The following is a 14,250-nucleotide window of genomic DNA, read 5'->3' as shown; positions in this document are numbered from 1 at the left end:
AGGCAGGAATGGCTGTCTTTCGGCGGATAGGAGTCGTGTCATGATAAAAAAATGGGATATTATCCTCATAGCGGCGCTGCTGGCGGCTTCCTTCATTCCCGAGGGAGTATTCCTGCTCGGCGGCAATTCGGCAGACAAGGGCGGGACGTACGCCGTCATACAGGTCGATGGAAAAGAATATAAAACGGTACCGCTGTCAGATCATCACGGTACGGATACGTTTACGATCCGTACCGAGTCGGGCTATAATACGGTCGTCGTGAGAGATCAGGAAATCGGCATCGTCGAGGCGGACTGCCCCGATAAAATCTGCATCGGAGAAGGCTTTATTTCCCAGCCCGGTGCGACGACGGTCTGTCTGCCTCACAAAGTCCTCGTAGAAGTGCGCTCGTCCCATGGCGGCGAGCCCGATGTTATTCCCGCCCGGTAGAGGTGTCACATGAACAAAACCTTTCGCATCATCATATTGAGCCTGTTTGTCGCCCAGTCCCTCGTCTTATATATCGTCGAGGGCATGCTGCCCGTGCCGTTCATTGCGCCGGGCGCTAAGCTGGGTCTTGCCAATCTCATTACGGTCATCGCCTTGTACGCCCTGCCGAAAAAGCGGGACGCCTGCCTGATTTTGCTGCTGCGCGTCGCCTTATCGACGGCCTTCGGCGGCGGCATCAACGCCTTTTTGTACAGCGCGGCCGGCGCGGCCTTTAGTCTGGTGAGCATGATTGCGCTGAAACGGGCGGGACGGTTCAGCTTGATCGGCGTCAGCGCAGCCGGCGGCGTGTTTCATAATCTGGGACAAGTCATCGTCGCTTCGTTGGTCGTGGAAAATATCAAAATCATGCTGTATTTGCCGGTGCTTTCCGTTGCCGGCGTCGGCACGGGGATTCTCATCGGCGTAACGGCCTCTTTTACGCTCGCTCACTTGCGGAAGCTTCCCGTATACAAGCGGATGCAGCAGCTAGTTTGACAATTACATATACAGCCTTTTGGGCGCAGACTCAGGGATGCAGATGGAGACCGTACTCTATTTGCATCCCTGTTTTTTATAGTTGACGAAAATTATTACAAAAACGTTTAATAAAGTTAAAAGATTCACAAATAATTAAATAGAATGCATATTATACTTAAATGTTTACATTTTGATAAAAAAGTTGTATAGTATCATTATCGAAATGCAATTGGAAAATGAGAAAATTGCATAATATGGGAGGCGGATATGATGACATCGAATAGCGTACAAGAAGCGTTTGAACAGAAAAAAGATAAAATTGATGAAATCATGAGGAAGTATGAAGGGCAGGAAGGCTCGCTGATCGCCGTCCTGCAGGACGTGCAGGATTTATTTAATTATTTGCCCCGGCCGTCGCTGGTGTACATTGCCGAACGGCTTCACGTGCCGATTGCCGACGTGTACGGCGTCGTAACCTTTTATTCCCAGTTCCATTTGAACCCGCGGGGACGCAATATCATCTGCTGCTGTCAGGGGACGGCCTGCCACGTCCGCGGCGGCAAGCACATTCTGGCCGAGCTGGAAAAGCAGCTGGGCATCAAAGCCGGCAACACGACGGACGATCAGAAGTTTACGCTGGAAACCATTGCCTGCCTGGGCGCCTGCGGCATGTCTCCGGTCATGCAGATCAACGGCGAAACGTACGGCCGGCTGACGAGCGACGATATATCCCGTATTTTGGCCAGCTACGAATAAGATCGATTCATTTTACCGTGAAGGGAGCATACAGGAATGAAATCCATAACAGAATTAAACGCATTGCGCGAATCCCTGAAAGACTATATGAAAATACGGATGCCGGAAAAGAACGTTCCCGTAACGCCTGTCGACCGGACTCGTCCCGGCGTGCAGAAGCACATCCTGGTCTGCGGCGGTACGGCCTGCGTGGCTTCCAATTCCGTAAAGTTGCAGGAGGCCTTTCAGAAGGCTTTGGAAGACAACGGCTTGTCGGCGGCGGTTAAGCTGATTCAGACGGGCTGTCACGGCTTCTGCGAAAACGGCCCTATCGTAACGGTATATCCGGAAAATACCTTTTATGTCCACGTAAAGGCCGGCGACGCCAAAGACATTGTAGAACAGCATATCATGAAGGGCGAAGTCGTAGAATCGCTGCTGTACATGGACCCCGTGACGGAAACGCGCGTTCAGACAAACGACGAAGTTCCCTTTTACAAGAAGCAGGTACGGCGCGTCCTGGCACGGTGCGGTCTCGTAGATCCGGAAAACATCAACGAATACATCGCCATGGACGGCTATCAGGGCCTGGCGAAAGCGCTGACCATGGAACCGCAGGCCGTCATCGACGAAGTTGTTGCCTCAGGCCTGCGCGGCCGCGGCGGCGCAGGCTTCCCTACGGGGAAAAAATGGCAGTTCTGCCGCAACGCGCCGGGCGATAAGAAATACATCATCTGCAACGCCGACGAAGGCGACCCGGGTGCGTTCATGGACCGCAGCGTTCTTGAAGGCGACCCCCACTCTGTATTGGAAGGTATGTGCATCGGCGGCTACGCTATCGGCGCCGACGAAGCGTATATCTACTGCCGCGCTGAATATCCCTTGGCTATTCACCGATTGGAAGTCGCGATCAAGCAGGCAGAAGAAATCGGCCTGCTCGGCAATAATATCTTAGGAAGCGGCTTTAATTTTAAGATTCATATCAAGAAAGGCGCCGGCGCCTTTGTCTGCGGCGAAGAAACGGCTCTCATCGCTTCCATTGAAGGCCGCCGCGGCACGCCGAGTCCCCGTCCGCCTTTCCCGGCCAACAGCGGCCTATGGGGCAAGCCGACGAACAACAACAACGTCGAAACGTGGGCCAACGTCGCTTCGATTATCCGCAACGGCGCGTCGTGGTTCAACTCCATCGGCACGAAGACGTCTCCTGGGACGAAGGTCTTCGCCCTGACCGGCAAAATCAACAACACGGGCCTGGCCGAAGTGCCCATGGGCATTACGATGCGGGAAATCATCTTTGAAATCGGCGGCGGCATTCCTCATGGCAAGGCCTTTAAAGCCGTGCAGATCGGCGGCCCCTCCGGCGGCTGTCTGCCTGAAGCCATGCTTGATACGCCTGTCGACTTTGATTCCTTGTCCGGCATCGGTGCAATGATGGGGTCCGGCGGCTTGGTCGTCATGGATGAAGCGACCTGTATGGTCGACGTGGCGAAATTCTTCGTAACCTTTACGCAGGCCGAATCGTGCGGCAAATGCGCTCCCTGCCGCGAAGGGACGAAGCGCATGCTGGAAATCCTCGTCCGCATTACAAAGGGCCAGGGGACGCGCCGCGATTTCGATCTCCTCCAGGATTTGGCCAATAATATTAAATTGTCTGCTCTTTGCGGCCTGGGCCAGACGGCTCCCAATCCCGTACTGAGCACTATTCACTACTTCGGCGACGAATACAAGGCCCATATTGAAAACAAGGAATGTCCTGCCGGCGTCTGTGCCGACCTGCTGCACTACGTCATTTCTGACGAATGCAAGGGCTGCGGCTTGTGCGCCCGCAACTGTCCGGTCCACGCGATTTCGGGCCAGCCGAAGGAAAAGCACGTCATCGATCCGCAGCGCTGCATCAAATGCGGAGTCTGCATGAGTAAATGTCCGTTCAAGGCTGTTAAAAAGGCGTAAGGAGAGTGTGTTATGGAATCGATTACTTTAACGATAAACGGCATGACCGTCACGGTTCCCAAAGGAATTACTATTTTGGAAGCGGCGCGGATGTCCGGTATATATATTCCTACTTTGTGTTATCATCCCGATTTGAAACCTGAAGGCGCATGCCGTCTCTGCATCTGCGAAGTCAGCGGCGCCAAGGGCCTGGTAGCCAGCTGCTGCTATCCCGTAGCCGAAGGCATGGTCGTCAAGACGAATACGAGCAAGGTGCGGGCGGCCCGCCGCATGGTCATGGAGCTCCTGCTGGCAAACCATCCTCAGGACTGCCTGTCCTGCCAGAAAAACGGCGACTGCGAGCTTCAGAAGATGGCCGCCGACCTGGGCGTCCGCACGCGGCGCTTCGACGGCGGGGAAGTGAAAACCCATACGATTGACGATTCCAACCCCTGCCTCGTCCGCGACCAGGATAAATGCATCCTCTGCGGGCGCTGCATCCGCATGTGCCGCGACGTGCAGAAGATGAACGTGTACAGCTACGCCCGCCGCGGCTTTGACTCCATGGTTTCGACGGCCTTCGAGCAGGATTTGTCCAACGTGGCCTGCACCTACTGCGGCCAGTGCGCCAGCGTGTGCCCGACGGCGGCGATTCGCGAAAAGGACGATACGGAACGCGTATGGGACGCCATCCACGATCCCGACAAGGTCGTCGTATGCCAAATCGCGCCGGCTGTCCGCGTATCTCTCGGCGAAGAGCTGGGCATGGAACCGGGCAGTATCGTAACGGGCAAGATGGTATCGGCCCTGAAGAGCCTGGGATTTGACCGCGTATTCGACACGGACTTCAGCGCCGACCTCACGATTATGGAAGAAGGCCACGAATTCCTGCAGCGGGTACAGAACGGCGGCGTCCTGCCGATGATTACGTCGTGCAGCCCCGGCTGGGTCAATATGTGTGAATTGAAATATCCCGATTTATTGGATCATCTGTCGACGGCAAAATCGCCGCAGGGCATGTTCGGCTCCATCATCAAGACCTATTGGGCCGAAAAGGCCGGCGTCGATCCGGCGAACATCGTCAGCGTGTCCATCATGCCCTGCACGGCTAAGAAGGCCGAATGCCTGCGGCCGCAGCTGCGCGCGTCGGGCTATCAGGACGTCGATATTTCCATTACGACGCGTGAACTGGGCCGTATGCTCCGTGAAGACGGGCTCAGCTTTGAGTCCCTGCCGGACAGCGACTTCGACGATCCCTTGGTTGGCCTCGGCTCCAGTGCCGGCGTCATCTTCGGCACGAGCGGCGGCGTCATGGAAGCGGCCTTGCGCACCGTCGCCGATATCGTAGCCGGCGAAGAACTGAAGGACATCGAATATACGGCCGTCCGCGGCTTGTATCAGACGAAAGAAGCGACAGTATACGTAGCCGGTCATAAGGTCCGCATTGCCGTCTGCAATTCCCTGGGAGCGGCGCAGCAGATCATGGACCGCATCCGGGCCGGCAACGCCGAATATGATTTCATTGAAATCATGGCCTGTCCCGGCGGCTGCATCGGCGGCGGCGGCCAGCCCGTTCCGACGAGCATGGCTATCAAGAAAAAGAGAATGGAAGCGCTGTATCGCATCGACGACGCCAGCCGTCTCCGCAAATCTCACGACAATCCGCAGATTCAGGCGCTGTATCAAAACTGGCTGGGCGAGCCGCTGGGTGAAAAAGCCCACAAGCTGCTGCATACGACCTATTCCAGACAAGTACGCTGAGAGGGGGAGGTTTTCGATGGAAAAACGTACTGTTGCCGATATTATGGAAAAAAGCTTTGTCACGGCCGCTCCGGACACGTCTGTCTTTGACCTCATCGACATGATGGTAGAGCATAACGTAGCCGTCATTCCCATTGTACGGGACGACGGCGCTCTGGCGGGCATCGTGACGGAAGCAGACCTGGTGTATAAAAAAGTTAAGCCCCATATGGCCCATTATTCCAGTTTGCTCGGAGAAAACGTCTATTACAACGGCATGAACGAGTATGAAAAGGGCTATCAGAAGAAGATGGCCTGCAACGCGAAGGAGCTCATGACGACGGACGTCGTCGTCGCTTCGCCGAAGGCGACGGTCGAACAGATCGCCGGCATCATGGTATCGGAGCATCTCAAGCTGATTCCGGTCATCGACAACAACCGGCTCGTAGGTCTCGTGACGAGACGGCACATCCTGAACGAATTATATAAGGAATACAATGGATAACCTGTCCTGACGACGGCGCTCCTTCCGTCGGGATCGGACGATGAAGGGCTGTCTCGCCAGCGGCGGGGCGGCCCTTTTATTGCGCCGAAGGGCGAGGCGCAGCGGCGACGGAGCTCGCGCCGCCGGGCCCGATGGCATGCGGCAAAGGACCTGCTTTTTTCTATTGACAATGGAGCATTAATGTGATACATTGAAGTCATGAAAGACGTTATAGCGCACAAAATGCTTTGTGCTTCGAAGAGGAGGCACATCCTATGCTTACGGAACGAATTCAAAGAGCAAAAAATGAATATGTAAATAACAAACCGGCTATTTCTTATGACCGGGCCAGAATCTGGACCGAGTCGTATAAAAAAACGGAAGGCCAGACGGAACCGATTCGCCGCGCCCAGGCGTTTAAAGACGTATGCGAACAACTCGTCGTCACGATTTTCCCCGGCGAGCTCATCGTCGGCGCCGTCGGCGAATTCCGCAAGTGCGGCATCCTGACGCCTGAATTTTCCTGGACCTGGGTAGATCGGGAAATGGATCATTTCTCCGATCGCGTGCAGGACCCCTATGAAATGACCGACGAACAGCGGGCCTTCGTTCGCCAGAATATCTTCCCTTACTGGAAGGGCAAATCGCTGGAAGAAGCCTTCTTGGCCCAGATTCCGGCAGAAACGGCGAAGGTAGCCGTCGACACGGGCATCATCGACATCGACTCCAAATGGCGTCAGTCCGTCGGCGAAATTACGCCGGACTACCAGGACGTCTTGTTTAAGAAAGGCTTCCGCGGCATTATCGATACGTGCCGGGAAAAAATGGCCCAGCTCAAGCTTTCCCAGCCCGACGCGCTGAAAAAATACGATTTCTACCGCTCCGTCATCTTGTGCGGCGAAGGCATGATTATCCTGGCCCATCGCTATGCCGACAAGGCGGAAGAAATGGCTGCGGCTGAGACGGACGCCGTGCGCAAGAGCGAATTGCAGCAGATTGCCGCGATTTGCCGCCGCGTTCCCGAATTCCCGCCTCAGACCTTCCAGGAAGCCCTGCAGATGATCTGGTTCTATCAGCTCGGCGGCATCTTGATGGAAAATCCCTTGTCCCTCAACCCGGGCCGCTTCGACCAGTACATGTATCCGTACTACCGCTACGATATCGACAATAAGCTCCACGACGACGACGGTATTTTAGAGCTCATCGAATGCTACTGGCTCAAGCTGTCCGAATGGGTCTGGACGATTTCGGCCAACACGGCAGACTTCTTCGCCGGCTATAACCAGTTCCAGAACCTGACCGTCGGCGGCAGCGACCGCTACGGCAAGGACGCGACGAACGAGCTGAGCTACCTGGCGCTGAAGGCGACGGCTGAAGTAAAGACTCATCAGCCGGGCTTATCCGTCCGCATTTCCCAGAACAGCCCGAAGGAATTCGTCGACGCCGTCATGGACCTCATCGCCCTGGGTACGGGCTTCCCGGCCATTCACAGCGATAAGACGGGCTACCAGATGCTGAAAAACCTCGGCTACGATACGGAAGACGCCCGCGACTGGAATAACTGCGGCTGCGTTGTTCCCCACTTCCGCAAGACCTTTGAATGGACGAGCACCGTAAACGTCAACTTCAGCGGCGCTTTCGAATATGCGACGAACGGCGGCAAGAGCCGCATGACGGGCAAGCAAATGGGCCTGCCTATCTATCAGGACAGAAAGTTCGCTTCGTATGAAGACGTAGAAAAAGCCTTCATGGAACAGTTCGACAACCTCATCGACATTTCCGTCACGGGTACGCTCATCGCCCAGCGCCTGCAGAAGGACATGATTCCCCGTCCCTATTTCTCGGCGTTGTTTGAAGACTGCCTGGAAAAGGGCAAGGACCTCGTCGACGGCGGCGCCAAGTACAACGTCGGCCCCGTTCTGACCGGCATCGGCCTGGCCGAATCGGCCAACAGCCTGGCGGCGATTAAGAAGCTCGTGTTCGAAGATAAGGTCTGCACGATGGACGAAATCCTCGACGCCATGGACAAGAACTGGGAAGGCTACGAAGAATTGCGCAAGCAGGCTCAGAACGCGCCGAAGTACGGCAACGACGACGACTTTGTCGACGACATCGCCCAGCGCATTTCCAATCATTTCTATGAAGAAACGCATAAATACACGGATATTTACGGCAATCCCTTTACGAGTGCCTTTATGGGCATTTCCAACTTCATTCCGACCGGCCGGGTTATCGGCGCGACGGCATGCGGACGCAAGGCCGGCGAACCGATTTCCGAAGGCGTTTCGCCTGTTGCCGGCACCGATACGTCTACGCCTTTGGCCGCTATGAATTCCTGCGCTAAGATGAACCAGGACGTTCACTCCGGCGGCACGCTGCTCAACATGCGCTTAAGCCACGACCTGGTCAAGACGAAACGGGGCAGAAGCAACCTGGCCGCTATGGTACAGACCTTCTTCGATATGGGCGCCTTCCACGTACAGTTCAACACCTTGTCTACGGAAACGCTCCTCGAAGCGCAGAAGCATCCGGAAGATTACAAAGACCTCCTGGTTCGCGTAGCCGGATACAGCACGCAGTTCGTCCACCTTTCCAAGACGCTGCAGGATTCCATCATTCGCCGGAGCGTTCACGATGGCTTCTAAGGGCCGCATTTTACAGCTGCAGAATTATTCCGTCAACGACGGCGACGGCATCCGGACGACGATCTTTTTCGCCGGATGCCCCCTGCGCTGCCGGTGGTGCGCAAATCCCGAAGGATATACGCCGAAAAATCAAATCCTGTACGTCGCGTCGCGGTGCATTGGCTGCCGCCGCTGCGAAGCTGTATGCCCCGAAGGCATCCCCTTCGATTTCCAGTCGCCCCAGGCCAGGGAACGCTGCATGGGATGCGGCGCCTGCGTCGACGCTTGCCTGGAAAAGGCACGCAAGAATACTGTCACAGAGTATACTGTTGATGAGATTGTGGCCAAATTGGAATCGCAGCTGCGGTTTTTCCGCAATTCCGGCGGCGGCGTCACCTATTCCGGCGGCGAATGCACCATGCAGGCGGAATTTCTGGCAGAGCTCGTCGACGCCGTGTACGACATGGGGCTGGATCAGGCCATCGAGACGAGCGCCTATTTCGACTTGGAGGCCCTGCAGCCTACGTTGGATAAAATCGACTTGCTGTTCCTGGACATCAAGCACATGGATAGGGACAAGCACCTCGCCTTTACCGGCGTCGACAACGACCTCATCCTGCGCAATATCGCCGCTCTCGGCGCGCAGCGCGGCGGCATCGTCGTCCGCATTCCGACGATTATGGGCGTCAACGGCGACGACGACAACATCAGCCGCACGGCGCAGTTTGTCAAGGCCCATCTCCGCGACCCGCAGATCGAGCTGCTGCCCTATCATCCGTATGGCGTGGACAAGTATGTGCAGCTGGGAATGCCCTATGACGAGGGCGAGTTCCGGACTCCCACGCAGGAGGAGCTGCAGCATTTAACCGATATCATCGAAAGAGAAGGCGTCCGCGCCGTATCCTTTAAATAAAAAAGAACCTCTCTGCTTTCCTATCCATGGGATAGGAGGCAGAGAGGTTTTTTGCTGCAGCCCTTGCTGCGGGCGTGCATTAATATTTCATGATATTCTGGAAAATGACCGGCTTATCCGTGTTGTTGATGTAGTAGTGGTCCGCGTTGGCCCGGAAATTGATCTTAGCCGGCGCCGTCAGCGTAAAGGTCTGCTGTTCGACCTGCAGGGTCAAGGTGCCTTCCGTGACGATGACGTATTCTTCGGCAATGTTGCGGTGGGCGTCGGAATGATGCTTCGTGCCGGGCTGAAGGATGATGTAGAAATATTCAAAGCCGCTGAGGGGATTGAAGGGGAAGATATTGTACAATATCATGTTGTTGTTTTCATCGTAAATGGGCTGCAGATCCTTCAGGATGTCGACGGCCTGGTATTGCTGCGGCGGTTCGTTCAGCAAGGTCGACAAGGAAATTTGCAGGCCCTTGGCGATTTTCCACAAGACGGAAATCGTCGGTACGGATACGCCACGTTCGATTTGTCCCAACATGGTTTTGCTCACGCCGGTCATGGCGGCGACATTATCCAATGTCAAGTCGCGGTCAAAGCGGATGCGCTTTAAAATTTTTCCGATTTCCTTTGCCGGATCATCGGGTATAATAGGCGAAGTTGTCATGATGGATTCTCCCTAAAGAATGCTTTTTCTCTATTCTACATCCTTTATAAAAGGCGCGTCAAGGCAGATACAGGGCTGTTTTTCGGCGGAGCTATCTATTTCGCTGATTTTTTGGTATAATAGAACAGATATCCTAAATATATATCTATAATGATATGTGCAGGAGGTCCCAGTATTTATATTATTACATTATATTTGAGGTGACATTGTGGACGAACAACAATCTGATAAAGTATTACCGGTTTGTCTGGAAAGCGAAATGCAGACGTCGTACATCGACTATGCCATGAGCGTTATCATTACGCGCGCACTGCCTGATGTACGGGACGGGCTCAAGCCTGTTCACCGCCGTATTTTGTACGCCATGCATGAAGCGGGCATGACGCCGAACAAGCCGTACAAAAAGTCAGCGCGTATCGTCGGGGAAGTTTTAGGTAAGTATCATCCCCATGGTGACAGTTCCGTATATGACGCGACAGTCCGCCTGGCCCAAGATTTCTCCACGCGCTACCCTCTTGTTGACGGTCACGGAAACTTCGGCTCTGTCGACGGCGACTCCGCGGCTGCCATGCGTTATACAGAAGTGCGTATGGCTAAGATCACCGGCGAAATGTTGGAAGATATCGACAAAGATACGGTTGATTTTATGCCTAACTACGACGGTTCTCTCCAGGAACCGGTCGTGCTGCCGTCTAAGATCCCCAATCTGCTGGTCAACGGCTCCGCCGGCATCGCCGTCGGCATGGCGACCAACATTCCGCCCCATAACTTAGGCGAAGTCATCGACGGCTGCGTCATGCTCATCGACAATCCCGAAGCGAGCCTGGACGAGCTCATGACCAAGATCAAAGGCCCCGACTTCCCGACGGGCGCGAAAATCATGGGCCGCGACGGCATTTTAAAAGCCTACTCTACGGGCCGCGGCAGCATCAAGATGCGCTCCTGCGCGTCCATCGAGCCCATGGCGAAGGGGAAGAACCGCATTGTCGTCACGGAAATTCCCTATCAGGTCAACAAGGCCCGGGTCATCGAATCGATTGCCAACTTGTCGCGCAATAAGGAAATCGACGGCATTACGGCCCTGCGGGACGAATCGGACCGCAAGGGGCTGCGCATCGTCGTCGAGCTGCGGGCCGACGCCAACCCGGACATCGTCCTGAACAAGCTGTACAAGCACACGCAGCTTCAGGAAACCTTCGGCGTCATCATGCTGGCCCTCGTCGACGGCCATCCCCGCATTTTGACCTTGAAGGAAGTCCTCCATTACTATTTGGACCACCAGAAGGTCGTCATTACGCGGCGCTGCAAATTTGAGCTGGAAAAGGCGCTGGCCCGGGCCCATATCTTGGAAGGCCTGCTCATTGCGCTGGATCACATCGACGAAGTCATCCGGACGATTCGCGAATCTCAGACCGATGAAATCGCCAAACAGGCCTTGATGAGCAAATTCGGCCTCAGCGACAAGCAGTCCACGGCGATTCTCGACATGCGCCTGCGCCGCCTGACCGGCTTGGAACGGGAAAAAATCGAACAGGAATACAAGGAAGTGCAGGACCGGATCGCCTACTTGCGCGACGTCCTGTCTGACGACCATAAGATTATGGAAATCGTCAAGGCGGAATTACTCGACGCAAAGAAGAAATTTGCCGACGAACGGCGGACGGAAATCGTAGCCGACTCGTCCGATTTTGCTATCGAAGACATGATTCCGAACGAACGGATGGTCATTACCCTGACGCGCCGGGGCTACGTAAAGCGCATCAACGCCAACGTATACCATACGCAGAATAAGGGCGGCAGGGGCATCAAGGGCATGAGCACAAAGGATGAAGACGCCGTCAACCACTTGCTGTATACGTCGTCCCTCAATACGGTCTTGTTCTTTACGAACTTTGGCCGAGTATACCGCCTGAAGGCCTACGAAATCCCCGAAGCGAACAGCCGCAACTCCAAGGGCATCGCCGCGATCAACATCCTGCCGCAGATGGCCAGCGGGGAAAAGGTAAACGCCCTCATCGACCTGGACCAGGTAGACCCGTCTATGAACTTGTTCATGGCGACGGAAAAGGGGCTGGTCAAGAAGACGGAGCTGAAGGAATTTAAAAACGTCCGCCGCCACGGCCTCATCGCCATTTCCCTCATGGAAGGCGACCACTTGGCGAAGGTGCGCCTGACGAAGGGAGATCAGCGCATTATTCTGGCGACGAAGCTGGGCATGGCGATCTGCTTTAATGAAAACGACGTCCGTCCCATGGGCCGCAATACCCGCGGCGTCCGCGGCATTTCCTTGGCCGAAGGGGACAGCGTCATCGGCGCCGACGTGCTCGAGCCGGACTGCCAGGTCCTGACGGTCAGCGAAGAAGGCTTCGGCAAGCGGAACAACATGGACGCCTATAAGATACAGCTGCGCGGCGGCAAAGGCGTGAAGAATTTCAAGATTACGCCGAAGACCGGCGCGATTGTCGGCGTAGAAGTCGTCCACGAAAATCAGGAGCTCATGCTCATTACGTCGAACGGCATCGTCATCCGCACGGATATCGAAAGCATCGGCATCAAGAAGGGACGCAATACGTCGGGCGTCAAGATTCAAAAACTGGAAGGCGACGATAAAGTCGCTGCGTTAGATACGATCACTGTAGAAGGCGAAGAGGATTCGCAGGATACGTTGTTCGACGCATAATATCTGCTGAAAAGAGGCTCTGCGGAGTCTCTTTTTTTGCATACAGCGCGCAAGGTCGTATCGTATGCGTGCAGATTGCCCCATCTGTTTTGATTGCACAGAACGGGACGACCTTATATAATGAAGGTATCATCACAACGCAGAATCAGATATGGAGGGATGACTATGAATAATTTTACCTACTATACGCCGACAAAGGTCTTTTTTGGCCGAGACGAAGAACGGCGGGTCGGCGATATCGTGAAGAGCTACGGCGCAACGAAGGTGCTGGTCCTGTACGGCGGCGGCAGCGTCAAGCGTTCCGGTTTGCTCGACCGGGTGGAACAGGCCCTGACAGACGTCGGCGTGTCCTATGTTGCCTTCGGCGGCGTGCACCCGAATCCGCTCCTTTCGCATACGCACGAAGCTATTGCATTGGCAAAACAGGAATCGATTGATTTCATTTTGGCCGTAGGCGGCGGCAGCGTTATTGACGAAGCCAAAGCCGTCGGCATGGGCTATTACTATGACGGCGACGTGTGGGACTTTTATCTGCGCCGCGCCGTCCCGGAACGGGTCGTGCCCCTGGGCTGCATTCTGACCATCGCCGCAGCCGGCAGCGAAACGAGCTGGGCTTCTGTCATTACGAACGAAAAGGGCTGGTATAAAATCGGTTATCAGAACGACATCCTTCGCCCGATTTTCGCCATCATGAATCCGGAGCTGTTGTACACGCTGCCTCCGTATCAGATGGCCTGCGGCAACGTCGATATGATCATGCACGTGCTGGAACGGTTCTTCAACCCGAATGCAGAAGACGACCTGACCGACTCCATGGCGGCGGCTCTCATCCGCAACGTCATCAAAAACGCGCGCATCGTAAAAGAAAATCCGAAGGACTACAACGCCAATTTTGAAATCATGTGGGCCGGTAGCCTCGCTCATAACGGCTTGTTCGACGGCGGCAACGGCCGCGGCGACTGGGGCACGCACCATATCGAAATGGAAGTCAGCGGCCTGTTCGACGTCGCCCACGGCGCCGGTTTGGCGGCTATCTGGCCTAGCTGGGCCCGGTACGTCCTGCATAAAGACGTAGGGCGCTTCGCTAAATTAGCCCGTCTCGTCTTCGACGTGCAGACTGAAGACGAGGAAGCGGCGGCCCTGGAAGGCATCGCCAAGATGGAAGCCTTCTTTAAAGAAATCGACATGCCGACGTCGCTGACGGAATTGGGCATCCAGCCGACGGAAGAACAGTATTGGGACATGGCGAAGAAATGCACGAAGCGGGATATGGTCAAAGAAGGCTGCTTCGGGCAGCTGACGTCGGCCGATATATATAAGATTTATAAAATGGCTGAATAAGCATAAATCAGGCGAGGCGGCAGGGGTTTCCCGCCGCCTTTTCCTGTTTTGCGACGTTTTATAAAATTTGTAGAAAAATTTCCTTGACAATAGACTAAAAAGAGGATATACTAAACAAGCTGTTGCGGCAGGACGCCGCGGCAGGCCGGATAGCCGGTTCGCTTGAAAAGAACTTCAAAAAAGTGCTTGACAAGCCCGGGCGAGTC

At 55.0% G+C, this 14,250-nt stretch carries 11 protein-coding genes; 10 read left to right on the top strand and 1 reads right to left on the bottom strand.

The window, feature by feature from the left end; all coding sequences use genetic code 11:
- Nucleotides 1–40: 40 nt before the first annotated feature.
- The 8 genes from B5F80_RS07095 to B5F80_RS07060 all read left to right on the top strand — a co-directional run bounded on the left by B5F80_RS07095 (nt 41) and on the right by B5F80_RS07060 (nt 9,371).
- Nucleotides 41–430: a NusG domain II-containing protein gene (locus B5F80_RS07095; protein ID WP_087478128.1), complete on the top strand. Its 390-nt coding sequence runs from the start codon at nt 41–43 to the stop codon at nt 428–430.
- Between the two features lie 9 nt (nt 431–439).
- Nucleotides 440–964, top strand: a complete 525-nt coding sequence (locus tag B5F80_RS07090) for a Gx transporter family protein (RefSeq protein ID WP_087478127.1) — start codon at nt 440–442, stop codon at nt 962–964.
- Nucleotides 965–1,213: 249 nt separating this feature from the next.
- Nucleotides 1,214–1,702: an NADH-quinone oxidoreductase subunit NuoE gene (gene nuoE, locus B5F80_RS07085; protein WP_087478126.1), complete on the top strand. Its 489-nt coding sequence runs from the start codon at nt 1,214–1,216 to the stop codon at nt 1,700–1,702.
- A gap of 36 nt (nt 1,703–1,738) precedes the next feature.
- Nucleotides 1,739–3,631 carry an NADH-quinone oxidoreductase subunit NuoF gene (nuoF, locus tag B5F80_RS07080; protein WP_204246359.1) on the top strand — a complete coding sequence of 631 codons (1,893 nt, stop codon included), beginning with the start codon at nt 1,739–1,741 and terminating at the stop codon, nt 3,629–3,631.
- A gap of 12 nt (nt 3,632–3,643) precedes the next feature.
- A complete protein-coding gene (locus tag B5F80_RS07075; protein WP_087478125.1) occupies nt 3,644–5,371 on the top strand; it encodes an NADH-dependent [FeFe] hydrogenase, group A6 in 1,728 nt (575 codons plus the stop codon).
- Between the two features lie 16 nt (nt 5,372–5,387).
- Entirely contained in the window at nt 5,388–5,855 is a 468-nt protein-coding gene (locus tag B5F80_RS07070) for a CBS domain-containing protein (protein WP_087478124.1), read from the top strand.
- A 254-nt stretch (nt 5,856–6,109) separates the two neighbouring features.
- Entirely contained in the window at nt 6,110–8,479 is a 2,370-nt protein-coding gene (locus tag B5F80_RS07065; RefSeq protein WP_087478123.1) for a pyruvate formate lyase family protein, read from the top strand.
- Nucleotides 8,469–9,371, top strand: a complete 903-nt coding sequence (locus tag B5F80_RS07060) for a glycyl-radical enzyme activating protein (protein WP_087478122.1) — start codon at nt 8,469–8,471, stop codon at nt 9,369–9,371. Before B5F80_RS07065 ends, B5F80_RS07060 begins: the two co-directional genes overlap by 11 nt.
- A 79-nt stretch (nt 9,372–9,450) precedes the next feature.
- Here B5F80_RS07060 and B5F80_RS07055 read toward each other — a convergent pair whose 3' ends face one another.
- Complete coding sequence (locus B5F80_RS07055; RefSeq protein ID WP_087478121.1) at nt 9,451–10,023, bottom strand: XRE family transcriptional regulator; 573 nt, start codon at nt 10,021–10,023, stop codon at nt 9,451–9,453.
- 208 nt (nt 10,024–10,231) lie between these two features.
- On the opposite strand from B5F80_RS07055, the gene gyrA reads away from it, so the two are divergent.
- Both gyrA and B5F80_RS07045 read left to right on the top strand, forming a co-directional pair.
- The gene (gene gyrA, locus B5F80_RS07050; protein ID WP_087478120.1) at nt 10,232–12,703 is read left to right on the top strand and encodes a DNA gyrase subunit A; all 2,472 of its coding nucleotides are present in this window, start codon (nt 10,232–10,234) and stop codon (nt 12,701–12,703) included.
- A gap of 165 nt (nt 12,704–12,868) precedes the next feature.
- Nucleotides 12,869–14,044 carry an iron-containing alcohol dehydrogenase gene (locus B5F80_RS07045; protein ID WP_087478119.1) on the top strand — a complete coding sequence of 392 codons (1,176 nt, stop codon included), beginning with the start codon at nt 12,869–12,871 and terminating at the stop codon, nt 14,042–14,044.
- Nucleotides 14,045–14,250 lie beyond the last annotated feature (206 nt).

The sequence above is a fragment of the Megasphaera sp. An286 genome (assembly GCF_002163455.1).
GTDB classification, from domain to species: domain Bacteria; phylum Bacillota; class Negativicutes; order Veillonellales; family Megasphaeraceae; genus Megasphaera; species Megasphaera stantonii.
The sequence above is the reverse complement of the archived record's forward strand: the minus strand, read 5'-3'. Positions and strand labels throughout refer to the sequence as shown.

What these genes read in the sequence shown, in the direction of transcription:
- nuoF (WP_204246359.1), top strand. Translation starts at nt 1,739, where the DNA reads ATGAAATCCATAACAGAATTAAACGCATTGCGCGAATCCCTGAAAGAC.
- nuoE (WP_087478126.1), top strand. Translation starts at nt 1,214, where the DNA reads ATGATGACATCGAATAGCGTACAAGAAGCGTTTGAACAGAAAAAAGAT.
- B5F80_RS07090 (WP_087478127.1), top strand. Translation starts at nt 440, where the DNA reads ATGAACAAAACCTTTCGCATCATCATATTGAGCCTGTTTGTCGCCCAG.
- B5F80_RS07095 (WP_087478128.1), top strand. Translation starts at nt 41, where the DNA reads ATGATAAAAAAATGGGATATTATCCTCATAGCGGCGCTGCTGGCGGCT.
- B5F80_RS07045 (WP_087478119.1), top strand. Translation starts at nt 12,869, where the DNA reads ATGAATAATTTTACCTACTATACGCCGACAAAGGTCTTTTTTGGCCGA.
- B5F80_RS07070 (WP_087478124.1), top strand. Translation starts at nt 5,388, where the DNA reads ATGGAAAAACGTACTGTTGCCGATATTATGGAAAAAAGCTTTGTCACG.
- B5F80_RS07055 (WP_087478121.1), bottom strand. Translation starts at nt 10,023, where the DNA reads ATGACAACTTCGCCTATTATACCCGATGATCCGGCAAAGGAAATCGGA.
- B5F80_RS07075 (WP_087478125.1), top strand. Translation starts at nt 3,644, where the DNA reads ATGGAATCGATTACTTTAACGATAAACGGCATGACCGTCACGGTTCCC.
- B5F80_RS07060 (WP_087478122.1), top strand. Translation starts at nt 8,469, where the DNA reads ATGGCTTCTAAGGGCCGCATTTTACAGCTGCAGAATTATTCCGTCAAC.
- B5F80_RS07065 (WP_087478123.1), top strand. Translation starts at nt 6,110, where the DNA reads ATGCTTACGGAACGAATTCAAAGAGCAAAAAATGAATATGTAAATAAC.